24 protein-coding genes and 1 other RNA gene are annotated in these 25,028 nt (G+C 64.9%); 5 read left to right on the top strand and 20 right to left on the bottom strand.

The genetic code is table 11. The features are described 5' to 3' along the window. Positions 1-191 precede the first annotated feature (191 nt). Both cmk and aroA read right to left on the bottom strand, forming a co-directional pair. Positions 192-833 (bottom strand): (d)CMP kinase, encoded by a 642-nt coding sequence (gene cmk / locus DY926_RS04205; protein ID WP_116702227.1) that lies wholly within the window; start codon positions 831-833, stop codon positions 192-194. Continuing rightward, positions 830-2,182: a 3-phosphoshikimate 1-carboxyvinyltransferase gene (aroA, locus tag DY926_RS04210; protein ID WP_116702228.1), complete on the bottom strand. Its 1,353-nt coding sequence runs from the start codon at positions 2,180-2,182 to the stop codon at positions 830-832. Before aroA ends, cmk begins: the two co-directional genes overlap by 4 nt. 177 nt (positions 2,183-2,359) lie before the next feature. Between aroA and DY926_RS17505 the strand changes: the two genes are divergently transcribed. Continuing rightward, positions 2,360-2,704, top strand: a complete 345-nt coding sequence (locus DY926_RS17505; RefSeq protein WP_186336080.1) for a TIGR02300 family protein — start codon at positions 2,360-2,362, stop codon at positions 2,702-2,704. 35 nt (positions 2,705-2,739) lie between these two features. Here DY926_RS17505 and folB read toward each other — a convergent pair whose 3' ends face one another. From folB to DY926_RS04260, 9 genes are all read right to left on the bottom strand, one after another. Continuing rightward, on the bottom strand, positions 2,740-3,141 hold the full coding sequence (gene folB / locus DY926_RS04220) for a dihydroneopterin aldolase (protein WP_116702230.1): 402 nt from the start codon (positions 3,139-3,141) through the stop codon (positions 2,740-2,742). Positions 3,142-3,162: 21 nt separating this feature from the next. After that, positions 3,163-3,948, bottom strand: a complete 786-nt coding sequence (locus DY926_RS04225) for an SDR family oxidoreductase (protein WP_116702231.1) — start codon at positions 3,946-3,948, stop codon at positions 3,163-3,165. Further along, positions 3,945-4,541: a recombination mediator RecR gene (gene recR / locus DY926_RS04230; RefSeq protein ID WP_116702232.1), complete on the bottom strand. Its 597-nt coding sequence runs from the start codon at positions 4,539-4,541 to the stop codon at positions 3,945-3,947. Before recR ends, DY926_RS04225 begins: the two co-directional genes overlap by 4 nt. A gap of 21 nt (positions 4,542-4,562) precedes the next feature. After that, a complete protein-coding gene (locus tag DY926_RS04235) occupies positions 4,563-4,886 on the bottom strand; it encodes a YbaB/EbfC family nucleoid-associated protein (protein WP_025814284.1) in 324 nt (107 codons plus the stop codon). Positions 4,887-4,901: 15 nt separating this feature from the next. After that, positions 4,902-6,887 carry a DNA polymerase III subunit gamma/tau gene (locus tag DY926_RS04240; RefSeq protein WP_116702233.1) on the bottom strand — a complete coding sequence of 662 codons (1,986 nt, stop codon included), beginning with the start codon at positions 6,885-6,887 and terminating at the stop codon, positions 4,902-4,904. Positions 6,888-6,951: 64 nt separating this feature from the next. Then, positions 6,952-7,046: signal recognition particle sRNA small type (gene ffs, locus DY926_RS04245), an RNA gene on the bottom strand. A gap of 107 nt (positions 7,047-7,153) precedes the next feature. After that, positions 7,154-8,935: a gamma-glutamyltransferase gene (gene ggt, locus DY926_RS04250; protein ID WP_116702234.1), complete on the bottom strand. Its 1,782-nt coding sequence runs from the start codon at positions 8,933-8,935 to the stop codon at positions 7,154-7,156. Positions 8,936-8,958: 23 nt separating this feature from the next. Next, complete coding sequence (gene map / locus DY926_RS04255; RefSeq protein WP_116702235.1) at positions 8,959-9,768, bottom strand: type I methionyl aminopeptidase; 810 nt, start codon at positions 9,766-9,768, stop codon at positions 8,959-8,961. A 136-nt stretch (positions 9,769-9,904) separates the two neighbouring features. Next, entirely contained in the window at positions 9,905-11,029 is a 1,125-nt protein-coding gene (locus tag DY926_RS04260; protein ID WP_116702236.1) for a D-alanyl-D-alanine carboxypeptidase family protein, read from the bottom strand. Positions 11,030-11,339: 310 nt separating this feature from the next. Between DY926_RS04260 and clpS the strand changes: the two genes are divergently transcribed. The 3 genes from clpS (at position 11,340) to DY926_RS04275 (ending at position 14,631) form a co-directional block, all read left to right on the top strand. Next, positions 11,340-11,723 (top strand): ATP-dependent Clp protease adapter ClpS, encoded by a 384-nt coding sequence (clpS, locus tag DY926_RS04265; protein WP_116702269.1) that lies wholly within the window; start codon positions 11,340-11,342, stop codon positions 11,721-11,723. A 163-nt stretch (positions 11,724-11,886) separates the two neighbouring features. Further along, complete coding sequence (gene clpA / locus DY926_RS04270; RefSeq protein ID WP_116702237.1) at positions 11,887-14,217, top strand: ATP-dependent Clp protease ATP-binding subunit ClpA; 2,331 nt, start codon at positions 11,887-11,889, stop codon at positions 14,215-14,217. 90 nt (positions 14,218-14,307) lie between these two features. After that, positions 14,308-14,631 carry a YnfA family protein gene (locus DY926_RS04275; RefSeq protein ID WP_116702270.1) on the top strand — a complete coding sequence of 108 codons (324 nt, stop codon included), beginning with the start codon at positions 14,308-14,310 and terminating at the stop codon, positions 14,629-14,631. Positions 14,632-14,714: 83 nt separating this feature from the next. On the opposite strand, the gene DY926_RS04280 is transcribed toward DY926_RS04275, so the two are convergent. The 3 genes from DY926_RS04280 to DY926_RS04290 all read right to left on the bottom strand — a co-directional run bounded on the left by DY926_RS04280 (position 14,715) and on the right by DY926_RS04290 (position 16,996). Continuing rightward, a complete protein-coding gene (locus DY926_RS04280) occupies positions 14,715-15,200 on the bottom strand; it encodes a hypothetical protein (protein ID WP_241503053.1) in 486 nt (161 codons plus the stop codon). A 99-nt stretch (positions 15,201-15,299) separates the two neighbouring features. Continuing rightward, complete coding sequence (locus tag DY926_RS04285; RefSeq protein WP_186336075.1) at positions 15,300-16,235, bottom strand: polyphosphate kinase 2 family protein; 936 nt, start codon at positions 16,233-16,235, stop codon at positions 15,300-15,302. Positions 16,236-16,237: 2 nt separating this feature from the next. Then, positions 16,238-16,996 (bottom strand): SDR family NAD(P)-dependent oxidoreductase, encoded by a 759-nt coding sequence (locus DY926_RS04290; RefSeq protein ID WP_116702240.1) that lies wholly within the window; start codon positions 16,994-16,996, stop codon positions 16,238-16,240. A 138-nt stretch (positions 16,997-17,134) separates the two neighbouring features. Between DY926_RS04290 and DY926_RS04295 the strand changes: the two genes are divergently transcribed. After that, entirely contained in the window at positions 17,135-17,719 is a 585-nt protein-coding gene (locus tag DY926_RS04295) for a YqgE/AlgH family protein (protein WP_116702241.1), read from the top strand. 28 nt (positions 17,720-17,747) lie between these two features. On the opposite strand, the gene DY926_RS04300 is transcribed toward DY926_RS04295, so the two are convergent. The 6 genes from DY926_RS04300 to DY926_RS04325 all read right to left on the bottom strand — a co-directional run bounded on the left by DY926_RS04300 (position 17,748) and on the right by DY926_RS04325 (position 24,804). Beyond that, positions 17,748-18,623 (bottom strand): TIGR01459 family HAD-type hydrolase, encoded by an 876-nt coding sequence (locus DY926_RS04300; RefSeq protein WP_116702242.1) that lies wholly within the window; start codon positions 18,621-18,623, stop codon positions 17,748-17,750. Then, positions 18,620-19,696: a quinone-dependent dihydroorotate dehydrogenase gene (locus DY926_RS04305; RefSeq protein ID WP_116702243.1), complete on the bottom strand. Its 1,077-nt coding sequence runs from the start codon at positions 19,694-19,696 to the stop codon at positions 18,620-18,622. Before DY926_RS04305 ends, DY926_RS04300 begins: the two co-directional genes overlap by 4 nt. Before the next feature lie 43 nt (positions 19,697-19,739). After that, positions 19,740-20,942 (bottom strand): L-dopachrome tautomerase-related protein, encoded by a 1,203-nt coding sequence (locus DY926_RS04310; protein ID WP_116702244.1) that lies wholly within the window; start codon positions 20,940-20,942, stop codon positions 19,740-19,742. 87 nt (positions 20,943-21,029) lie between these two features. Further along, on the bottom strand, positions 21,030-22,310 hold the full coding sequence (locus DY926_RS04315; protein ID WP_241503058.1) for a cytochrome c: 1,281 nt from the start codon (positions 22,308-22,310) through the stop codon (positions 21,030-21,032). Positions 22,311-22,351: 41 nt separating this feature from the next. Further along, entirely contained in the window at positions 22,352-24,139 is a 1,788-nt protein-coding gene (locus tag DY926_RS04320) for a GMC family oxidoreductase (RefSeq protein ID WP_116702246.1), read from the bottom strand. Further along, positions 24,136-24,804 carry a gluconate 2-dehydrogenase subunit 3 family protein gene (locus DY926_RS04325; protein ID WP_241503054.1) on the bottom strand — a complete coding sequence of 223 codons (669 nt, stop codon included), beginning with the start codon at positions 24,802-24,804 and terminating at the stop codon, positions 24,136-24,138. Before DY926_RS04325 ends, DY926_RS04320 begins: the two co-directional genes overlap by 4 nt. Positions 24,805-25,028 lie beyond the last annotated feature (224 nt).

Below are 25,028 nucleotides of genomic sequence, written 5' to 3' on the forward strand. Positions count from 1 at the left end.
ACCATGGGAACGGCTTGCCCCGCGTAAACGCCACGACACGGTCGTGGCTCGCCAGACGGGCCGGTTATTGGTGCCATGCCCCACGGGCATGCTAGATGCCGGGGCATATACCGTTGTGCACAGACACCCTAGGGGTGGCGTGTGTCAATAAAAACCATGACCGTGGGGGATAGTTCCCGCACAAAAGCGCGCTAGCGCGTCATACGGGCAACGATACGCAGGGCTTCGGCCAGCACCTCATCGGCGCTGAGGCTGTCGGTCTCGATCCGCACGGCATCCGGCGCTACGCGCAGGGGGGCGACGCTGCGGCTGGAGTCCGCCGCATCGCGCGCGACGATCTCACGCTCCACGCGGCTGATCTGCTCTTCACGGTCAGGAACGCCGGGATCGGTGGCAAGCTGCTCCCACCGCCGTTCGGCCCGGGTGCGGGGGGATGCGGTGATGAACAGCTTGACCGAGGCATCGGGGAAGATGACCGTGCCGATGTCACGCCCGTCCAGCACCGCGCCATGCACCCCGGCAAAGCGGCGCTGCAGGTCAACCAGCGCGCGCCGCACGGCAGGCTGGGCGGCGACAAGGCTGGCCGCGCGGTCCACTTCGGGCACGCGCAGGTCCGTGCGGCGCAGGTCCTCCAGCCCGACGGTCGCGGCGAATGTCTCCGCCGGGGCGTGTTCGGGGTCGAGTCCCGCGTCGATCATCCGCCGCCCGGTCGCGCGATAGAGCAGCCCGGTATCCAGATATGGCAGGTCCAGCGCCGCCGCCAGCCGCTTGGCCAGCGTGCCCTTGCCTGCCGCGGCAGGGCCGTCAACCGCGATGACCAGCCGCCGCGTCATGCCGCAAGCCCTGCGCCGATGCTGTTCATGAGCGTGATGAAACCGGGGAAGCTGGTGTCAATGAACGCGGTATCATCCACCGAAACCGGCTTGCGTGCTGCAAGGCCCATCACGATCGCGCTCATGGCCAGCCGGTGGTCCATGCGGGTCTGGACCAGACCGCCACCGGGAATCGCCCCGCCGGTGCCGTGCACGATCATGTCATCACCCACCACCTCGACACGCACGCCATTGGCTTCCAGCAGGGCCACGGTGGCAGACAGGCGGTCGCTTTCCTTCACCCGCAGTTCTTCCAACCCACGGAAGCGCGACTGCCCCGTGGCATGCGCCGCCGCAACCGCAAGGACGGGATATTCATCAATCATGGAGGGCGCGCGCGTGGCCGGAACATCCACGCCATGCAGCGCGCAGGCGGTAGCGGTGATGTCGCCTACCGGTTCGCCGCCTTCCACGCATTCGTTCGTGATGACCAGATCGGCCCCCATCTCACGTAGCGAGGTGAACAGCCCGGTACGCAGCGGGTTGAGGCCCACGCCACGCACGCTCACCTTCGAGCCGGGAACCAGTAGGGCCGCGACCAGAATGAACGCGGCCGAAGACGGATCGCCCGGCACCACGATGTCACACGCCAGCAGATCGGGACGGCCCTGCAGCGTGATGACCCGGCCACCCGCGCCAAGCGGTTCCACATGCACGCTGGCACCGAAATGGCGCAGCATGTTTTCCGTATGGTCACGAGTCGCAACCGGCTCTTCCACCCGTGTCTCGCCCACGGCGTTCAGCCCTGCCAGCAGCACCGCCGACTTGACCTGTGCCGAGGCCACCGGCAGCCGGTACGACAGCGGTGGCGGGTTGGCGTTCCCCGCGATGGCCAGCGGCAGGCGCCCGCCCTGACGCGACAGGAACGTGGCCCCGGTTGCCGCCAGCGGGTCCATCACGCGCTTCATCGGGCGGCCGCGCAGGCTGGCGTCGCCCGTCATGACGGACGTGAAGCCATGGCTGGCCAGAATGCCCGACAGCAGGCGCGCCGCCGTGCCGGAATTGCCCATGTCCAGCACATCCGCCGGTTCGCTCAGGCCATCCAGCCCACAGCCCACCACGGTCCAGTTCCCTGCGCCATTGCGGGTGATGGTCGCGCCCAGCGCACGCATGGCGTCGGCCGTGCGCAGCACGTCCTCGCCTTCCAGCAGGCCGGTGATCTGCGTGGTCCCGCGTGCAAGGGCCGCAAACATCAGCGAGCGATGGCTGATCGACTTGTCACCAGGCACGTGGATCGAACCGGACAGGGGCGCGCGCGGGGCATGGACCGTCAGCGCACGGACGGAAGATTGGACATGATCGGTTTTCATAACGCATCCAATTCCGTATTCCGGGTGGCAAAGTCAATCTCGGATCGGCATGATTATGGCACCGGCGCGAACCCGGTGTTTGACATTATACGCGCAAACTGGCATGGGGCTGCGCCTTTTGCCACGTCCCGCTATTGTGGCTTCATTCATCATTATAACAGGATCGACAGGTTCAAGATGGCTCAGCCCAACCTCGGCACCAAGCGTGTCTGTGTCTCCTGCAGCGCCCGTTTCTACGATCTCAACCGGAATCCGGCTGTCTGCCCCAAATGCGGTACGGAACAGCCCGTTGAGGCGCCCCGCGTGCGCCGCCCGGTGGAAGCTGCCCCCGAATCCAAGCCCAAGACGACTGGCGATGCGCTGGACAACGATGTCGATGTCGATCTGGACACCGATGAGGACGATGCCGCCGATGACGTCCTGGCCGATGACGCGGGCCTCGATGATGATGACGACGATGATGATGACATCAGCAGCGCCGACATCGACGTGAAGACCGACAAGGACGATCACGACAACTGATGCGCCCGGCCCGGCTTCGTGCCGGGCCACCTGCATCAGGCCGCGGGATTGCGGCGTTCGATCTCGACGCCGACCGATTCGGCATCGTCAAAGATATCGAGTTTCTCGACCCTGACGCGGGTCACGCGAATCCGCCGCTCCGCCAGTACGGCGGCGGCGATTCGCTCGGCCAGCGTTTCCACCAGCCCGACATGGCCCTGTGCCACCAGTTCACGGACCAGCAGCACGACACGTTCGTACGAGACCGTGCGCGCAAGCTCATCCGCCCCCACCTCCTGCGTCAGGTCATCCGGCACGCCAAACGCGACATTGACACGGATGCGCTGCGTCACCCCCTGCTCATGCGCAAAGACGCCAATGCGGGCATCCAGCACCATGTTGCGCACGAACAGGCAGCGTAGCGGCACGGGGTCGTTCCAGGGCGGGAGCATGAACATGGCGGTTCCGGTGGTTGGGGGTCAGGCTGGCGCGCCTGCGGGGCTCCACTGCATATGCTGGCCGCCATCAAGGGCGAGCATCTGCCCGGTTACCGAAGGCAGGCAGACTAGCGACAGCGCGGCGCGCGCGATTTCATCAGGCGTGGCAACATGGCCGAGCGGCACGGACGCGCATTGCCGCGCGAACTGCTCCGCCGTTTGCCTGGGTGTGGGCAGGACCGGGCCGGGGCCGATCGCGTTCACCCGGATATTACGCGGGGCCAATGCCAGCGCCATGGTCTGGGTCAGGGTCCATAGCGCGGCCTTGGACACGGTATAGCTGACAAAATGCGGGGTCAGTGACCATACCCGCTCATCCAGCATGTTCAGCACCATGCCTGCCGCCTGTGGCGGAAGCTGGCGGGCAAAATCCTGCATCAGTACAAAGGGCGCGCGGGTATTGGGTTCCATGTGGGCATCCCACCCCGCCCGCGTGGCGCTGTCCCATTCATCACGCCGGAACAGGCTGGCATTGTTCACCAGCACACCCACCGGCCCCATAGTTTCGGTCACCGATGGCATGAGCGCGCAGGTTGCCTGTTCATGCGACAGGTCGGCCTGAAACAGCTCCGCCCTGCGGCCAAGCCCACGGATTTCCGCCGCCGTGTCCCCGGCGGCAGGGGCGGAATTATTGTAATGGAGGGCGATGTCAAAGCCCGCCCGGGCCAGTTCCAGCGCAATGGCGCGGCCCAGACGCGCGGCCCCGCCTGTAACCAGCGCCACGCGCGGCATCCCGGCGGGCACAGGCCATGCCATGGCCGCCATCATGCGGGCCTGCGGGCCATGATGGCGGCGGCAAGGGTGCCGTCATCCAGCACATCCAGCGCACCGCCCACGGGCACGCCCTGCCCCACGCGGCTGACCTGCACGTCAAAACGCGCCAGCCGCTCGTGCAGCCAGTGCATGGTGGTTGCACCCTCCACCGTGGTGCCCAGCGCAAGGATCACCTCACGCACGCCCCCCGCCGCAATGCGGTCGAACAGGGACTGCACGTTCAGGTCATCCGGCCCGATGCCGGACAGGGCAGACAATGTCCCGCCCAGCACCTGATAGACCCCGCGATGCACGCCCGCGCGCTCCAGCGCCCACAGGTCGCCCACGTTTTCCACCACGCAGACCAGCCCGTGGTCACGGGCTGGATCGGCACAGATGGCGCAGGGATCGGTCGTGTCCAGATTACCGCAGGCCGAGCAGGTGCGGACGGCACGCGCCGCCTGTTCCATCGCCTCGGCCAGCGGCAGCATGCGCGCATGGGGCTGGCGCAGCAGGGCCAGCGCCGCACGGCGGGCCGAACGTGGCCCCAGCCCCGGCAGGCGGGCCAGCAGGGTCACCAGCCGGTCAATTTCACCCCTGCCGCTCATTCAGCCCCCCAGTGCACAGGATCAGAACGGGAATTTCATCCCGCCGGGCAGGCTCAAGCCGCCGGTGACCTTTTTCATTTCCTCGCTGGCGGTGGTGTCCAGCTTCTTGCGCGCATCGGCGCTGGCGGCAAGGATCAGGTCCTGCAGCATTTCCATTTCCGCCGGATCGGCCAGCTTGGGGTCAATCCTGATCGCCTTCATGTCGCCCTTGCCGTTCATGGTGATGGTGACCATGCCCGCGCCCGCGCTGCCTTCGATCGTCATGGCTTCAAGCTTGGCCTGCATTTCTTCCATGCGGGCCTGCATCTGGGTGGCCTGCTTCATCAGGCCGGCAAGATTTTTCATGTTCCGTGTTTCTCCTCAGGCAAAATCGTCGGTATCCAGATCATCCTCATCAACCAGATCGGCATCGAGGGGCGCGAATTCGAGATCCGGGGCCAATGTCTGGCCTGCCATTTCTTCAGGCGGCAGGCCGTAATCATCAAGCGCATGGTCCGTAACCTCCCCCAGCCGGGCGGTGGGAAAGACCTGCATCACCGCCTGCACCAGCGGGTGCGCGGCGGCGGCGGCACGGTGGAGCTGGATGATCTCCGCCCCCTGCTCGGCCAGCGTCGGTTCTCCTTCCGCTTCCGACAGGCGGACCTGCCATGCGGGGTCACCCGTGCCATCACGCAGCACGCTTTCCAGCCGCCGGGCCAGGCCGGGCAGGCTGTTGCGTTCCACGCGAATCTCGATCAGGGGCGGCGCGAAGGCAACCAGATGCGTGGCATGGCGCAGGTGCCCGTGCAGCATGGCGTCACGACCGGATACAAACGCCACGGTTTCGCGCCATGTGCGCGGCGGCGCGGGCGGCTGGGGTTCTGGTTCCGGTTCGGGCGCAACCTGCGGTTCGGCCCGCGGCACATCCGCCACCCGCACGCCGCCATTGGCCACCATGCGGATGGACTGCCCACCATCCCCGCCACCGCCAGAGGGCATGGCGGATGCAGATACCCCGTTGCCCTGCACGCCTGTCCCACCCGGAACGGATGCAGGCAGGGGCGTGGCCGGTGCGTCATGGCCCATGACCTTGCGCACCAGATCGCCCGGCGGCGGCAGATCCGCCACGTAGCACAGGCGGATCAGGATCATTTCCGCCGCCTGCCTGCGGTCGGGCGCCTGTTCGACTTCCGCCAGCCCCTTGAGCAGCATCTGCCATGTCCGCCCCAGCACCGGCACGGGCACGCGCTCGGCCAGTGCCGCGCCACGCTGGCGCTCGGCTTCCGGCAGTTCGGGGTTGTCACGCAGGGCCGGAATCGCCTTGATGCGTGAGACGGTATGCACCAGTTCAAGCACATCACCCAGCAACACGCCCAGATCGCCACCGCGCTCGTACACATCGGTGGTGATGGCCAGCGCGCGGTCAGGCTTGCCCTCCAGCACGGCGTCCAGCAGGTCGAATACCAGCCCGCGATCGGCCAGCCCCAGCATGTCGGCCACCAGATCCATGCCGATGGGAGCGTCATCGGTGCCGCCTTCCCCATCCAGCGTGCCCTGCGCTATGGCCTGATCCAGCAACGACAGCCCATCACGCACCGAGCCGTCCGCCGCGCGTGCGATAAGCGACAGCGCATCGGGGCTGAAGCGGACATGCTCGGCCTGCGCGATCCGGTCGAAATGCGCGGCCAGCATGGCCTGCGGCACCCGGCGCAGGGCGAATGTCTGGCACCGTGACAGGACCGTCACCGGCACCTTGCGCAGTTCGGTGGTGGCGAAAATGAAGGTGACCTGAGCGGGCGGCTCTTCCAGCGTCTTGAGCAGCGCGTTGAACGCATTGCGCGAGAGCATGTGGACCTCATCAATGATGAAGACCTTCATGCGCCCCTGCATCGGGCGGAAGCGCGTCGCCTCGATGATTTCGCGCACATCGTCCACGCCGGTGCGGGAGGCGGCGTCCATTTCCAGCACATCGGGGTGCCGGTCGGCCAGTATGGCCACGCAGTTGGGGCACACCCCGCACGGATCGGCCGTGGGGCCGCCATTGCCATCAGGGCCGGTGCAGTTGAGCGCGCGCGCGATGATGCGCGCCGTGGTGGTCTTGCCCACCCCGCGCACGCCAGTCAGCATGAAGGCATGCGCGACCCGGCCCAGCGCAAAGGCGTTGCGCAGGATACGGACGGTGGTTTCCTGGCCGATCAGGTCATTGAATGTGGTGGGGCGGTATTTGCGGGCCAGCACACGGTAGGGCGTGGCGGTGGCGGCGGCCACGGATGGCTGCGGTGCGTCACCAAACAGGCCGGGGCCATCTGCGGGCGGCGCAGGCAGCCCGGCCTCCTCGGAACGATCCTGATCCGACGGGACGGTCATTGATGCATCCGGGCTGGAGAAGTGGCCATCGCGCCATGCGCGACAGCGACACGGAAACTGTCAGGTGGAAGACCGGCCATAACCCGGACGAAACTCACTATGGCTGCTTCCTTCCGGACCTGACCAGGTTAGCAAGGTATCCGTCTACAACCGATCTCCCGAGCGGGTTCTAACACATACCCCCGCCCCATGCACAAGGGGGCCGGACAAAAAATCGCATCCGCCACCGGATACGGCCTGAAAAGCGCGGTCCGCTCCAGCCCTGCCTACTGCCCCACCGCCGCGCCGGACTGGTGGCGCATGTCCGCCCCGCCATAATAGCGCATGGTGCTGGCCTGCCCGATACGCGGGCCACCGGCCAGGATGCTTTCAGCCAGCCCCCAGGGGGCGTGTTCCTTTATGGTGTATCCCTCACGCGTGAGCCTGCGCGTGACGGCGGGCGAGAGCGCGCCGCGTTCCACCTCCACCACATCGGGCTGCCACTGTTCATGGATGCGGGGCAGGTCAACGGCCTGCTGCACGTCCAGCCCGTAATCGACCACGCCCGTCAGCACGGACAGGATGATGGTGGGGATACGCGACCCGCCCGGGCTACCCAGCACCATGACCGGCTGCCCCGCGCGTGAGACGATGGTGGGCGCCATGGAGGAAAGGGGCGTCTTGCCCGGCGCGATCGCGTTGGCCGTGCTGCCGACGATGCCGAACATGTTGGGCGCGCCGGGACGGGTGGAGAAATCGTCCATCTCGTCATTCATCACGATGCCGGTGCGCCCCGCCACCACGCCCGCCCCGAACCAGCCATTGAGCGTATAGGTCACGGCCACGGCCATGCCGTTTCTGTCCGCGATGGAATAATGGGTCGTCTCCTCCTTTTCCGGGCCGGGCGCACCAGCGCGCAGGCTGGCGGAGGGGAGTGCACGATCAAGGGGCAGGTAGCGCCGGATCTCACGCGCATAGGCGGGATCGTTCAGGTGCTGCACCGGGTTGCTGACAAAATCCGGGTCACCCAGCGCCTGCCGGTCGGCATAGGCATGGCGCATGGCCTCGAGCATGCGCTGCACGCCGGGGGCCGTATGCAGGCCAAGGGCATGCATGTCGTAGCCGGACAGGATATTCAGCATCTCACACAGCGCGATGCCGCCCCCGCTGGGTGGCGGGGCGGTATCAATATGATAGCCGCGATAGTCACATGCCAGCGGCGTCATGACGCGCGTATGGTAGGCGCCAAGGTCCCGCCGGGTCAGGATGCCACCCCGCCTGGCGCTGGTCCTGACGATTTCACGCGCAATGGGGCCGCTATAGAAAGCGCGGGCGCCATGGCGGGAAATCCGCTCCAGCGTGCGGGCCAGATCAGCCTGCACCAGCCGCTCCCCCGCCATGAGGGGCGAGCCGTCAGGGTGCAGGAAAATCCTGCGTGCGTAGGGGTCCTTCGCAAAGGTTTCGGTAGAAGTATGGAGCAGGTCAACGTCACTCTGCTTCAGGACAAAACCGTCGCGCGCCAGTGCGATGGCCGGTGCCATGACCGTCGCACGCGGCAGGCTGCCATAGCGGTCATGCACCTGCTCTATCCCCGCCACGGTGCCGGGAACGGCCACGGCCCGCCACCCGGTGACGGAGGCCCCGGCCTCGACATTGCCCGCCGCATCCTGGTACATGGTGGGCGTGGCCGCGCCCGGCGCATGTTCACGGAAATCCACAAAACTCACATGCCCGTCCGGCGTGCGCAGCGTCATGAAGCCACCGCCGCCGATATTGCCTGCGGCCGGATAGACCACCGCCAGCGCATAGGCGACGGCTGCCGCCGCATCCACCGCATTGCCACCCCGCGCCAGCATATCCGCCCCCACGCGGGAGGCGATATCCTGCGCGCTGACCACCATGCCGTTGCGCCCCGGAACCGGGGCCAGCGCCACGGCCTGACCCGTGCGGGTCGTCTCGAACGCGAGCGGGTCGGTCGTGGTGGTCTGGGCCTGCGCGCCCACCGGCAGGCTCAGGCCCAGAAGCGCAAGAAAGGCCACGCGGCAACGCAGCGCACAGGCAAAAGGCATGGAGGCTCCCGTTCCTGCTGGTCTTATGCCACCGGCGGATAAGGCGGGCAGGTGTAGCCCGCGGGCGAAAGGGTGAAGACCTCGCACCCGTCTTCCGTAACACCCAGCATGTGCTCGAACTGGGCGGAGAGCGAACGGTCGCGCGTAACCGCTGTCCAGCCATCATCAAGGATCTTCACATCGGGCCGCCCGATATTGAGCATGGGCTCGATGGTGAAGAACATGCCTGGACGCAGCACCAGCCCCTCACCGGGGCGACCGTAATGCAGCACGTTGGGCGGCGCGTGGAAGGTGCGGCCGATTCCATGGCCACAGAAATCCCGCACCACCGAAAAACGGCGCGCTTCGGCATAGGTCTGGATCACGTGCCCGATATCACCCAGCGTGACACCCGGCCGCACGGCCTCGATGGACAGCATGAGGGCCTTGTACGTCGCCTCGATCAGCTTCTGCGCCTTGATGGAGACATTGCCGACCGTGTACATGCGGCTGGTATCGCCGTACCAGCCATCAAGGATGACGGTTACGTCGATATTGAGGATGTCACCATCCTTCAGCGCCCGATCACCCGGAATGCCATGGCAGACCACATGGTTGATCGAGATACAGCTTGAAGCCGGATAGCCCCGGTACCCCAGCGTTGCGGGAACCGCGCCATTGGCCACCATGTAGTCATGGATCAGCCTGTCGAGTTCACCCGTGGTCACCCCTTCACGCACGTGTGGCGTGATCATGTCCAGCGTGCGGGCGGCAAGCTGCCCGGCCGCACGCATACCGGCAAAATCTTCCGGGGCGTGAAGCTGCACCCCGCCGCCGTGCATATCGCCTTCCATGCCGTCATCCTTTCCTGTACTCGACACATGACCACCCGCCCGCGGTCATGCAAGGGACGGCAGGCACCTGCCTGTGCCGCCTGTCAGCCACGCCGGATGGATAATGGGGTTCCTATACAGCGCGGGATGGCTGCTGTCAGCTTCGGGCCTTCGCATGGCTGTGTGCGCCATGCGCCACACGCCCCATACCCACCAGATGCACATGCGCGCGCACCGGCACCGGACGGGCGTGCACGACCGTACCATGCCCGTGCCTGAGCCGGGTATAGGCGGCAGGAATGGCAGGCAGGGCCGCAACCTGATCCGCACCACCATGCACGCGGGCGGAAGCAAGGCGCAGGCCATGATGCGCGGAGGTAGAAGCCCCCGTGGCACGGGCCAGCAGCAGCGGGCGCATTGCGGGGCGGGTGGCGGGCACCGGGGCCACACCTTCGGCCTGGAAGCTTGTGTCGAGCAGGGACGCCATGGTCTTGTTGCGGCGGCTGTTGGAAGTTGCCCCCATGACCACGCCGATCAGCCGGACATTGTCCCGCACTGCCGATGTGACCAGGTTGTGCCCCGCCTCATCGGTATAACCGGTCTTGAGGCCATCGGCGCCGGGATAGGCGCCCAGCATCGGGTCATGATTGGGCACGGTCCGGCCATGGAAATAGAATCCGGGCACCGCGAAGTAATGGTAGTATTCGCCGTAATCCACGATCAGGTGCCGCGCCAGCGTGGCAAGGTCGCGCGCCGAAGTCATCTGCTCCGGATTCGGCAGGCCGGAGGCATTGCGGAACACGGTGTCGTACATGCCCAGCCGACCGGCCTCACGCGTCATCATCGCGGCAAAGCGGGTCTCGTCCCCGCCGCCGAGGAATTCACCCAGCGCGCAGGCGGCGTCATTGGCGGATTTGGTGACAAGCGCGAGGACGGCCTGCTCCACCGTCAGGTGCGAACCCGGCCGCAGGCCAAGCTTGGAGGGTTCCATGGCCGCCGCGTGGGCTGACACCGGCATGACCTGATCCAGCGAGACCTGCCCCGTCCGCACGGCCTTGAATGTCAGGTAAAGCGTCATAAGTTTGGTAAGGCTGGCGGGGTAGCGCCGCAGGTCCGCGTCCTGCTGCGAGAGCACCGCCCCGCTGCCGGCATCGACCACGATCGTGCTGACCTGCCCGACGTACTGGGCGTGTGCGGCCTGCATGCCGCCACACCCGATGACCAGCCCGACGGCGGCTGCTACCTTCATGCGCGAAAGGCTGGTGGCTGGGGCGTGGCTCATGGAATGGCGAAACCTGCGCGTGCAATATTCATCATACGGTTTCCGGGTGCCCGGTGGTTATCCGGCACCCCTCCATCCAGTCATGGGTTGCGTGGCTGCAACCATACTAAAAGAAAGGTTTTATATCCGTCCAGAGCGTATTTGAATTCCGCCCGCGTTAACGCCAGTGGCATTATGGGGGCGGACGGATGCAAAAAATCCCGTCATCCGCGCACACGCCCCTTTCAACCAGCGGCAGAGTTCCAATATGGTAACTGTCATGTCTGCTATCGTTCGCCCCTCCCTGCCCCAGACCGTGCCGCACCCCGGCATGGAACGCTTCCGTCCGCACGGACATGGCGGCAACACGCCGCCACGCCATAACGGCGGGCAGGATTCACCTCCTGGTAACAATGATGACGGCATGATTGATGTGGTCATCCGCACCCGCCCACAGACCCGCAAGCCGGCGATGTACAAGGTGCTGATGCTGAACGACGACTACACGCCCATGGAATTCGTGGTGCATGTGCTGGAGCGGTTTTTCCAGAAGAACCGCGAGGAGGCGACCGACATCATGCTGCATGTTCACAAACGCGGCGTCGGGGTCTGCGGGGTCTTTACGTATGAGGTGGCGGAAACCAAAGTAACACAGGTGATGGACCTGGCCCGCCAGAACCAGCACCCGCTGCAGTGCACGATCGAAAAGGACTGAAACCCCACGGACAGATTCGTACCCCAGCCCTCACCACGATGCGATCGCGTTCCATGGCATTTTGTGCTGGCATTTCCACCGCAACAGGGCAAGGATTGTCCTGACCTACCGGTTATGATCTCCGGGGCCACGATGGCCCCTCTTGGAAAAGGAGCGTCTCGGCATGTTGTCACGTAATCTTGAACAGACGCTTCACCGTGCGCTGACGTTGGCCGGCGATCGTCGGCATGAATATGCAACACTTGAGCACCTCCTCCTCGCGCTGATTGATGACCCGGATGCCGTAACGGTGTTCCGCGCATGCGGGGTGGACCTGAACAAGGTGCGCACTGACCTCACCGACTTCCTTGACAAGGACCTGGCGGGACTCGCCGCCGACCGTACGGTTGACCCCAAGCCGACCGCCGCCTTCCAGCGCGTGATCCAGCGCGCCGCCATCCATGTCCAGTCAACCGGGCGTGACGAGGTGACGGGCGCGAATGTACTGGTCGCCCTGTTTGCCGAGCGCGAGAGCCATGCCGTCTATTTCCTGCAGCTGCAGGACATGACGCGGCTGGATGCGGTCAACTTCATCTCCCACGGCATTGCCAAGGCTCCGGACCGCTCCACGCGCCGCCCCGTGGCTGGCAGCGCGCCCGAGGGCACGGAAGGCGAGGAACGCGGCAAGGCCGGGCAGAAGAGCCAGGATGCGCTGTCCACCTACTGCACCAACCTCAATGAAAAGGCGCTGGACGGCAAGGTCGATCCCCTGATCGGGCGCGACTCCGAAATCGAGCGCACCATCCAGATCCTGTGCCGCCGCACCAAGAACAACCCGCTCTATGTGGGTGACCCGGGCGTGGGCAAGACCGCCATTGCCGAGGGACTGGCCAAGCGCATTGTCGAAGGGGACGTGCCCGAGGTCCTGCTCAACGCCACCATCTATTCGCTGGACATGGGCGCGCTGCTGGCGGGCACGCGCTACCGTGGTGATTTCGAGGAACGGCTGAAGGCGGTCGTGACCGAACTCGACAACAACCCCGGCAGCATCCTGTTCATTGACGAGATCCACACCGTCATCGGCGCGGGCGCGACATCGGGCGGGGCGATGGATGCCTCCAACCTGCTCAAGCCCGCACTGGCGGCGGGCACGCTGCGCTGCATGGGTTCGACCACCTACAAGGAATACCGCCAGCACTTTGAAAAGGACCGTGCGCTGGTACGCCGGTTCCAGAAAATCGATGTGGCGGAACCCTCGGTCGATGATGCGGTCAAGATCCTGCGCGGGCTCAAGATCAATTACGAAAAGCACCACAAGGTGCGCTACACCGATGACGCGATCCGGGGTGCGGTGGAACTGTCCGCCAAGTACATCCATGACCGCAAGCTGCCCGACAAGGCCATCGACGTGATTGACGAGGTCGGGGCATCACGCATGCTGGTGCCGGAAAACCGCCGCCGCAAGACCGTGACCCTGAAGGATGTGGAGGACATCGTAGCGAAGATCGCCCGTATTCCGCCCAAGAGCGTTTCCACCGATGACAAGGAAACCCTGCGTTCGCTCGAACGTGACCTCAAGGGCATGGTCTATGGGCAGGACAAGGCGATCGAGACCCTGACGGCCGCGATCAAGCTGTCCCGCGCCGGGCTGCGCGACCCCGAAAAGCCGATTGGCAACTACCTGTTCTCCGGCCCCACGGGTGTCGGCAAGACGGAAGTGGCCAAGCAGCTTGCCAGCACGCTGGGCATCGAACTGATCCGCTTCGACATGTCGGAATACATGGAGCGTCATTCGATTTCCCGCCTGATCGGCGCGCCGCCGGGTTATGTCGGGTTCGACCAGGGTGGCCTGCTGACGGACGCCATCGACCAGCACCCGCATGCGGTCCTGCTGCTTGATGAAATCGAGAAGGCACACCAGGACCTGTACAACGTGCTGCTGCAGGTCATGGACCACGGGCGGCTGACCGACCACAACGGCAAGACGGTCGATTTCCGCAATGTTGTGCTGATCATGACGACAAACGCGGGCGCTGCCGACCTGAGCAAGGAAGCGATCGGGTTTGGCCGCACGTCGCGCGACGGGGATGACGAGGATGCAATCAAGCGCATCTTCACGCCGGAGTTCCGTAACCGGCTTGATGCGATCATTCCGTTCGCCAACCTGTCGCCCGAAGTGGTGGACCGGGTGGTGGAGAAGTTCATCTTCCAGCTTGAAGCCCAGCTGGCGGACCGGAACGTGATGATCGAGATCTCGTCTGCCGCGCGTGAATGGCTGGCGGAACGCGGCTATGACCGCCTGTATGGCGCCCGGCCGCTGGGCCGGGTCATTCAGGAATACATCAAGAAGCCGCTGGCGGAAGAACTGCTGTTTGGCAAGCTGACCAAGGGTGGGGTCGCCAAGATTTCGCTCAAGGATGGCAAGCTTGACTTTGAATACATCTCCACCGCGGAAAACGCTTCCGCCGAAGGGGATGAAGGGGACAGCACCCGCGAAGCGGAAGCTGCCGACTAACAGCAGTTTTCAACACGGACCTGAAGGACAGGGGCCAGAAATGGCCCCTGTTTTCTTGTGGGCTCTCCTGCCCCATGGCATGAAGCAATGATGCTTACCGCCGCCATCTACATTCCTGCCGCCTTTGCTGAGATCGGCGGGTGTTTCTGCTTCTGGGCATGGATGCGCCTGGGGCGTTCCGCGCTTGTGCTGATACCGGGCGGGATTTGCCTGGCCCTGTTCGCATGGATGCTGACCTTCAGCCCGGCGGATAACGCGGGCCGGGCCTATGCCATTTACGGTGGCGTCTATATCGCGGCCAGCCTGATCTGGTCATGGCTGGTGGAGGGCCTGCCGCCCGACCGGTGGGACATGACCGGTGCTGCGATCTGCCTACTTGGGGCCGCTATCATTTTGCTGGGGCCGCGCGGATAAGGACCGGGGCAGGTTTTCTGAAAACAGCCAGATGATGGTTTCCGGACGCCGCCTTTCTGAAAAAAGGCGGCGTTATCCGAATTTTACTGGTAGCGGCTACCGTTGATCACGACATAGCCTTCCACCGGCCAGTTACGACCCGTGCCGTGGTGTGTCCAGTCAATGCCCTGGCTGCGCGGGCTGTCATAATAATACCGCCCCAGCACATCGGCCTGATCCCCCTTGGCCACCCATGGCCATGCGGGGGCCGACATGCGGTCCAGATCGGACACGATGCGGATGGACACGCCACTGCCGACATCAACATAGAAATATCCATGCCAGCCGCTACGGGTGCGCCGTGCGCGTGACACCGCGATTACACGGCCACACACATGCTCGACCCGGTCGGCATGGGGGCCGGAGGCGCTTTCCGCCATTTCCACATCGGCCAGGAATTTGCGATCATCGCACTGCAACGGCACCGGCCCGGCCTCGGGCTGGGCATATTGTGCCTCCGTGCGCGCATGGTCCCGACTCCGGGCATAAGCAGCGGATGGCACCATCGCCTGTGTGGCGAGAGCCGCCATCAGCCCCATCACACCGTACTGTCGTAACCACCCTGCCGCCATCGGACTGCTCCCTCCCCGTATAAGATCACAGTCTTTTGCGGGGTGTGGCCCCGGCCGTCAATGAAGCGGGCCGTGGGCCACGCCATGCGCGGGCGGCGGGGCTTCGGCCAGAAGTTCCTGACGGGCCTTTTCCATCTCCGCCTTCATGGCCGGGTCAAGTGTCGGCACCTTCAGGTCCATCTTTTCCAGTGCGTCGATAATCGCTTCGATCACCACCAACCGTTCAAACCATTTCTGGTCCGCCGGTACCACAAACCACGGGGCGTCGGGGTGGGCCGTGTGGCGGATCGCATCCTCATACGCATGCTGGTAGTCATCCCAGTAGTGGCGTTCACGGATGTCGGCTGCGGAAAATTTCCAGTTCTTGGAATGATGGTCGATACGGCGCAGGAAACGCTTGCGCTGTTCCTCCTTGGAAATATGCAGGAAGAATTTGAGCACGACCGTTCCCTGCCGCGCCATGTACCGCTCGAAATGGCTGATGTCCTGATAACGGTCTTCCCAGAACGAGGACTGCTTGCGCAGCCGTGGCGGCAGGCATTCATGGTCCAGCAGTTCGGGGTGCACGCGCGTAACCAGCACTTCCTCATAATGGCTGCGGTTGAAGATGCCGATCCGGCCCGCCATGGGGGCGGCAAGATGTTCACGCCACAGGTAGCCATGCGCCAGTTCAACCGGGCCGGGCTGCTTGAATGACGTGACACTGACCCCCTGCGGGTTGATGCCCGACATGACATGCTTGATCACGCCGTCCTTGCCGCCCGCATCCAGCGCCTGCAGCACCACCAGTAGGGACCATGTACCCTCGGCGTACAGCAGGGATTGCAGGCGCGACAGGTCGTTGATGCGTGTCCTGAGCAGTTGCTTGCCGGTTTTCTTGTCCAGACCGCAGGCTTCCGCTGCGCGGGTGGGACAGGCGGCAAGGGAGAACCCCTGCCCGTTCGTGACCCGGAAACTGCGCGCCAGTTTCCGGCTGATATCCTTGCTGACCATCTTCAGTCCTTCATGCCGCGTGCAACCGCAAGCCCGCCCGCTGCCTGACAGGTCGGCATCATTTCAATTTCGTTAATGTTGACGTGACGCGGCAGGGAAAGAACCCATGCCACCGTCTCGGCTATATCGGCGGGCAGCAGCGGTTTCGTGCCTTCATAGACCGCCGCGGCCTTTGCGTCATCGCGCAGGCGGACATTGCTGAACTCACTGCCGCCGCACAGGCCGGGCTCAAGGTTGGTCACACGCACGTTATGGCCCAGCAGGTCACAGCGCAGGTTGCGCATGAACTGCCTGACAAACGCCTTGGTCGCGCCGTACACGTTACCGCCCGTATAGGGGTAGATTCCCGCCGTGCTGCCCAGCGAAACGATATGCCCGCGCTCACGCGCTACCATGCCGGGCAGCAGCACGCGCGTCAGTTCGGCCATGCCGGTCACGTTGGTGGAAATCATGGTCTGCCAGTTGGCGATGTCCGCCTCCTGCGCTTTCTCCATTCCCAGTGCCAGTCCGGCATTGTTGATCAGTATGTCCACATCGCGCCACGCTTCGGGCAAGGTGGTGGGCACGGCCGCGATCGCCGCCGCGTCATCCATATCCAGCCGGAAGGGCAGCAGGGCGGGACCAAAGCGCGCGGCCAGGGCGTCAAGGCGTTCCTGCCTGCGGCCGGTTGCGATCACGCGGTAGCCATCATGCACGAGGCGTTCGGCAATCGCCTGACCGAATCCGGCCGTGGCGCCGGTTACCATTGCGATCTGCGTCATGGAAATTCTCCTTCCTGCGTGGATGGGGTCAGGGGCCAGCCTTGCATACCGACCGCATACCCTGATAGGGGCAATCGCCAACCCATGTAGTACCTGAAACAGTTGCAAATCAGGACAAATCAGGTTCTATGGTGGTGCATGGCTCCCTTCACGACAACTCCAGGCTGCAGCCTGACCGGCCACCTGCTGGTGGCAACCCCCGCCCTGACCGACCCGGCGTTCGCGCGCAGTGTCGTCTATCTATGCGCCCACACACCAGAAGACGGGGCCATGGGCCTTGTCGTCAACCGCCGCCTGTCACAACCCGTTCTGGATGATGTGCTGGAGCAGCTTGGCATTGCCCCCGTGCCGCCACGCCGCCGGATCAACCTGTGCGCGGGCGGGCCGATGGATAACGGGCGCGGTTTCGTGCTGCACACATCGGACTGGAGCGGCGATGGCAGCCTGCCGGTGGACCGCACCACCACGCTGACCGCCAGCCTGGACGTGCTGCGAGACATAGCCGATGGCAACGGCCCGGCCCATGCGCTGCTGGCCATGGGGCATGCAAGCTGGGACGCGGGCCAGCTTGAGGATGAAATGCTGCACCACAATGCGTGGATTACCGCGCCCGCTACCGAAAGCATCGTGTTCGGCCCCGATCATGACGCCAAGTGGCGGCAGGCGCTGGCCAGCGTGCGGATCGACCCGGCATGGTTCAGCGCCGCCGCGGGCCACGCCTGAACGGCAGGCCTACGGCACTTTCGGCCAGTTACCAGCGCAGCGAGGGAATACAGGCCACCGGGGCCAGTCCCGCCGTGGTGGCTTCCGCCACCGCGAGGTCATAGTCAGGATTGCGGCCCTGCTCCCAGCTACCACCCAGCATTTCCTGATGGATGCCCCCCAGCACCCAGCAGCCGTCAATCCCCGCCGTTGCGGCGCCACGCATGTCGGTTGCCAGCGCATCACCCAGCGCCAGCACCCGATCACGCGGCACGGCCAGAAGTGACAGTGCCAGATCATAGACCTCCGGGTAAGGCTTGCCGATCCAGCGCACAGTGCCGTTACGTTCCTCGTACCAGCTTGCCATTGCCCCCGCACAGATCAGGCGCTGCCGGCCGCGAATGACCTGCTGGTCGGGATTCGCGCAGATCATGGGCAGCTTGTGGGCCACGCATTTCTCCAGCAGGGGCAGGTAGGGGGTCATGTCCTCCTCCCCCAGATCGGCATCCGGGCCGGTATTGAGCACGAAATCGGCCTGTGCGGGGTCCGTGACCACATCCAGGTCCAGCCCCGCATAGACATCCACATCCTTGTCCGGCCCCAGATGTACCATCCGGCGGCCAAGGCCCGCGAACCACCTGTCGGTGCGCGCCGCCAGCATGCGGTGCGTACATTCGCCGCTGGTCATGATGGCGTCATACAGGTCAGCACTTACGCCCATGCGGTGCAGGCCCGGCTCCACAGTGGCCGTGCGCCGGGGTGCGTTGGACAGCAGCACGACACGCTGCCCCCTGCCGCGCAGCCGCTTCAGGCAGTCCAGCACACCGGGATAGGGGGCAACACCGTTATGCACGACCCCCCACAGGTCCAGGATGAAGCCATCGTAGTCATCTGCAAGGTCGGCCAGCCCGTCATGCCATTTCATTTGAGCGCCGTGCCTTTCGCATCAGCCAGCGTCTCGAACCCACCTGCCCGCATGGCGCGCAGGGTCTCTGCCTTGAGGCGGGCGATAATGCCCGGTCCCTCATAGACATAGGATGTATAGATCTGCACCAGATCCGCCCCTGCCCGCACGCGGTCAAGGATATCCGCGCCGGTCTCGATCCCACCGCAGGCCACCAGCGCCACGCGCCCGTCAACCACGCGGGCCACCCGTGCCAGCATCTCCTGTGCCAGCGTGCGCAGCGGGCGACCGGACAGGCCGCCCTTTTCCGTTGCATATGGGCTGCGCAGCCCGGCGGGGCGGGAAATGGTGGTGTTGGACACGATCAGCCCCTGCACGCCCCCCGCAATCGCGGCTTCGACCACGCTGGGCACGTCATCGGGCGCGATATCGGGCGAGAGCTTGACCAGCAGCGGCGGCCGCTCGGGGTGGGCGGTGTTGATCGCGTCCAGAATCCCCTTCAGCCGCGAGGCTTCCAGCAGGTCGCGCAGGCCCGGCGTGTTGGGGGAAGACAGGTTGATGACGATATAATCGACATAATGCTTCACCCGACCGACCAGCATCGGGTAATCGCGCTCGGGGTCGGCACCGGTCTTGTTGATGCCAAGATTGGCCCCGACCGGCACATGCGCGCCCGGCACGCGCCGGGGCGAGGACACACGGTGCAGCCGCGCAAGGCGCACGGCAAAGCGGTCGATGCCCTGGTTGTTGAACCCCATGCGGTTGATGATGGCGCGGTCTTCGGTCAGCCGGAACAGGCGCGGCTGCGGGTTGCCGGGCTGTGGGCGGGGGGTGACGGTGCCGGCCTCGACCAGCCCGAAGCCCGAGCGCGCCAGCGGGCGGACCACCTGCGCGTTCTTGTCAAACCCGGCCGCCATGCCGATGGGATTGGGAAAACGCAGCCCCATGGCCCGTACGGACAGGGCCGGGTCATCAGCACCCGGGCGGGCGACACCACCCAGACCGAGCAGGAGGGCATCAAGGGCGATACGATGGGCGTCCTCGGGGTCCAGACGGCGCATCAGGGGCAGGATCATACGCGACATGATATTCATGGAGGAATTGTTGCCGCAATTCCGCCGCCGGGGAAAGGGGCAACTAGCCCGGCATGGCCTTCATCGCATCAACGGCAGCGGGCGGGTCCACCGGAAAGCGGATCAGGTAATAGGGCGGCACCCGCAGGTCATGGCCTCCATTGAACCCAGCAAGGCGGTTCCATTGCCCCAGCGTGCAGTAAACCATGTCACCATCAACAAAGATGCCATCGGGCGAGAGAACGCGCGGGTCATGGACCATGGTGTCGAACGTGCCATCGGTATTGCGGCGGAAAATGGCGTCATGCTCGAAATTGGTGGTGTAGATGCGGCCCTTCGCATCGGTGGCGAGGCCATCGGCCACGCCCTTTTCCCCCATGTCACGGATACCCTGCGCAAGCTGGGCGTCAGTTGCGGAAAAGGTGGAAAGGAGTGCCGTGGGGATGGCGTATAACCGCCTGCTGGTCAGCGGGCTGTAATACAGCGTGGCGCTATCGGGCGAGAGGGTAATGCCATCCACCCCGCCGGATACGAAGGCGGGCGGGTGCGTTGGGGGATCGAACACCAGCGGCCTGCCCTCCACCACCGCCATGAATCCATGCTCGGCCTGAATGGAGGGATGGCTGGCCAGCACGCGGCGCTGGCGGCCTGTCGCCACATCCACCACCACAAGGGCGGGTGAGGAACCAAAGGAGGAATCGGTTACATAAACCGTGCCCTCCGCCCCATGGGTCAGGTCCACGCGCAGGTCGTTCATGTGGCTGTCGGGCAGCAGGACGGGCGCATGCAGGATGATGCGGGCAAATACGCGATCGGTCGCGGGGTCGATGCCGATGATCTTGGCAGCCCCGGGGGCCAGGGGCTGGCCTGCGAGCTTGCCGTCATCAATCATCCATAACCGCCCCCGCGTATCGGTCGTCATGCCATGCACCGACATGAGGCGCGTGGCGGGGGGCCGGTCCGATGGCAGGCTCTGCGCGGCATCGGGATAGGCGCGCAGGCGGCCACCCTTCAGTTCCGCAAGGGTCGCGCCCTTGTGGTTGACCGCATGGCGGGGAAAACCCACGAAAATACGCCCCTGCGTCACCGCGATGCCCGATGGCCCGGGGCCGTTGAACCGGGCCACGATCTCGAACGGGCCGGAAGACGCCACGCCATGGTCACGGTTGCTTGCCCCCTGCGCGGGTTCCGCCGCACGGGCGCGGCCTGCCACTGCCACCGCCGGTGCGGCCAGCAGCAGGCCACGCCTGTTTATGGACATTGTCATCCCCTTCTCCCTTCTGCGGCCTTGCGTTCATTCATGCCCGTCATTGTGGCATGGGCAATCAGGGCACGGGGGCGGGCAGCTTCACAATCAGTTCAGGGGCAGCGAGAGCGGCGGGTGCTCCGCCGCGAGCGTGCGCCGTATCCTGCCCACATCTTCCGCCGTTACGGCTGGCGCATTGTTGCCCCATGCCGCGCGGATGAAGGTGACGGTATCCGCCACGGCCGCATCATCCATGCGCGCGGCGAATCCGGGCATGACAAAGGCGGAAGGTGTCTGCCGCGTCGCACGCAGAACATGGCCCGCCAGCACGATACGGATGAGCGAATCCGGCGTGGGGTCCATGACCACGGGGTTGCCCGCCAGCGGCGGGAAAGTGGTGGGGTAGCCGCGCCCGTCGGTCCGGTGGCAGGCGGCACAGCTATCCACATACAGCGCCGCACCACGCGCGGACACATCACCCGCGCGCAGGGCAAGGGTCGCGGCGGGGTCGTATTTCCACCCATCCGCCGCCGGGGTCTGGGGCGAGAGGGTTTTCAGGAACCGTGCAATCGCAAGCTGGTCCGTGGGGGTCAGGTGCTGGGTGCCGTGGCCGATGGCGTCGGTCATCCCGCCAAAAGCCGCCCCCAGCGGCATGCGCCCGGTGGCGAGGAAGCGCACGATGTCCTGCTCGTTCCACCGCCCCAACCCGGTGCGGTTGTCCCCGCGCAGGCTGACGGGCCGCCAGCCATCAACCGGCGCGCCACCGGACAGGTAAACCGTGCCGTCCAGCGCCGTCAGGGCCTTTTCCTGCATGGTTATGGCGCGCGGGGTATGGCAGGCGCCGCAATGCCCCGGCCCCTCGACCAGATAGCTGCCACGGGCCACCAGCGCATCGGGAAACTGGCGTTCGCGCATCTGGTGCTGGACTTCGCCCGGATCGGGTGCAAACAGCCTGCGCCACAGCACCAGCGGCCAGCGCATGGAAAACGGCCATGTCAGGCCCGTCTGGACCACAGGGTGGGAAACCGGCTTCACCCCATGCATGAAATAGGCGTACAGCGCATGCAGGTCGTCATCCGTCATCCGCGCGTAGGACGGATAGGGCATGGCGGGATACAGCGTCGCTCCATCGCGCCGGATGCCCTGGCGCAGGGCGCGTATGAACTCGGCCTCCGAATACCGGCCTATGCCGGTCTGGGTATCGGGCGTGATATTGGGTGCGTACAGCGTGCCCATGGGCAGGTGAAACGCCAGCCCCCCGGCAAAGGGCTCACCACCGGCCCTGGTGTGGCAGGCCCCGCAATCCGCCGCATGGGCCACATATTCCCCACGCGTGACCAGATCATCCGCCGCATGCGCACGACCTGCCGCCGCCAGCGCCAGCAGCATCGCCCCGAGCAGCCGCCCCCATGCCTTCAGCCGCATCCCCCTCATCCCGCCAGCGGGCCGGGATGGGCAAGGTAGGTGACGCGGATATGGTGCGCCGCCCAGTACGCCAGCGCCGCGACCATGCCCGTGGGGTTATAGCCCGTCCCCTGCGGAAAGGCGTTCGCCCCGATCACGAACACATTATGCACATCCCATGACTGAAGGTAGCGGTTGAGCGCGCTGGTGCCGGGGTCCTCGCCCATGACTGCGCCGCCACCCAGATGGGTTGTCTGGTACTGCCGCGTATCGAACGGGCTGCCGAACTCCCGCCGGACAAGGTGGACCTGACGCGCATCCATGGCCTTCGCCACATCCCCGATCCGGTCCACGACATAGCGGTTCATGCGGATATCGTTGTCTTTCCAGTCGAATGTCATGCGCAGCAGGGGCTGGCCGCAGGTATCTTTCCATGTCGGGTCGAGATCGAGATACACATCCCGATAGGCCATGTTCGCCCCATGGGCATCAATGCGCAGGGAATGGCGGTAGGTGTCGATCGTCCCCGCCTTCCACGCGCTGCCCCAGCGCGGGGTGCCGGGCGGGCCGCCAACATGCGCGGCACCTATCGGCTTGACCCCCGCCTGGTTGACCCATACCGGCGAGCCCCCCACAAAACCCAGCGGCCCGTGGTCGAAGTTCTCGCTATTGAAATCATCAAACGCCACGCCGCCGCCGCCCGCGCCGATAAACTGGTTGGTCTCAACGCCGCGATCGAGCCAGACCGTGCTGGTCGTCACGTTCTGATAAACGAAATTACGCCCCACCACCCCTTCGTTCCGGGCGGGATCGTACGGCCTGCCGATGCCGGACAGCAGCATGAGCCGCACGTTATGGAACTGGAATGCGGCAAGGATGACGATTTCCGCCGGCTGCATGCATTCCTGACCATCGGCATCGAGATAGGTCACGCCGGTCGCGCGCCTGCCATCGGCATCAAGTTCCACCTTCAGCACATGGCTGCTGCTGCGCAGTTCGAACAGCGGGTGACGCCGCAGCACCGGCAGGATGTTCACGTTGGGCGAGGCCTTGGAATACATGTAACAGGCATAGCCGCTGCAATAACCGCAGAAGTTGCACGGCCCCATCTGCACGCCATACGGATTGACATACTGCTGCGAGGCATTGGCCGCGGGCAGGGAATAGGGGTGGAAACCCGCCTCCTCCGCCGCCTTGCGGAAGATGTGGGCGGTATAGACATCCTTCAGCGCGGGCAGCGGAAAATGGTCCGAGCGCGAGGGGGCAAAGACATTCCCCCGCCCCACGACCTGACCGTTGACCCTGTAGGCCTCACCCGAGGTGCCGAACACCTTTTCCGCCTTGTCGAAAAAGGGTTCGAGTTCCTCGTAGGTCACGCCGTAATCCTGCAGGTTCATCCCTTCGGGAATGAAGGCGCGGCCATATTTCTCGATCACGCGCGAACGCAGGCGCAGGTCATCAGGCGCGATGCGGAAATGCACGCCCGACCAGTGCAGACCCGCGCCGCCCACCCCCTCACCGGGCAGGAAGGCCGCCATGCGCCGGTAAGGCAGCGCCGTCTGCTGGCTGTTATTGCGGATCGTGACCGTGTTCTTGGACAGGTCCTGAAACAGCCGGTAGCGGAAATTGCCCTCCAGCTCATCAATCGAGGCGGGATAGGCCCCGTCTGCCGCCGTGCTACGGTCCGGCCCGCGCTCCAGCATGACAACCGAACGCCCGGCCTCCGTCATTTCCTTGGCCATGATGGACCCGGCCCAGCCGCCGCCCACAATCACCACGTCAACCGGGCTGAGCCTGCGTGCATCACCACTCATGCCCGTTCCCCTGAAATCGAGACACTGCCCAGCGGGTAATGGGCGCCATAGCGGTCCACCCAGTCCATGAAATCCGCCCGCGCGCCGGGAAAGCCCAGCATTGTCCAGCCGCCAAGGCCGGTATTGCCGCCATGTATGGGGTCACTGAAAGCGCCCTCCATCACATTGGCCAGCAACTGTTCAAAAAACACCGCCGAGGGAACTTCATCAAACACAAGGCTACCCTGCTCGGCCGCCCGCAGCAGGTCATCCTGCACCGCAGGCGCAAGGGCGGCGAAGGGCCTGCCATGGCGGGTGGTGGCGTGGGCGTTCATGCCGGTTATCCCGCGCTGGTACAGGTCGCGCGGGGTATAGGGTAACTGGTAACCAAGATTGTCCGCCCCCTGCATGAAGGGACCGGCGAGGTACCAGCCTGCCCCGTGGCCGTAGGGGGTCTGCATCTGCATGTCGATAAAACGGGGTACGTCCAGCGCCAGCGCGCCGGGGCCATGGATATCAGCCGGGATCAGGCGGGCACAGGCCGCGATCAGGAAATCCCATTGCGGGGCATTGAAAAAACGTGGCGCATAGGGAGGCCGTGTAGCGGCCGATGCGCCGAAAGCGGGAACCGTGCCACATGCCGCCACCCCCGCAAGCCCCTGCATGAAACGCCGCCGTGATGGCATGAGCCGTAAACTGCCAATACCCAAAAAATGCCTTCCCGCCATACCTGCGTCTATGTGCTGAACCGTTTCCGTTTATCCGTAGGCAACGGATTGATGTGTGGTCGATTCTTCCGATAATTTTATTAATAGCAAGAAAATATGATGTGTGGGGACGCGCGGCATAATCCAGCGCACATCTAACGGAAAGGTTATTCCACTTTCAGAAAGGCGGTGTTTCCTGACGC

Source organism: Komagataeibacter melaceti, from assembly GCF_003403295.1.
Lineage (GTDB): Bacteria > Pseudomonadota > Alphaproteobacteria > Acetobacterales > Acetobacteraceae > Komagataeibacter > Komagataeibacter melaceti.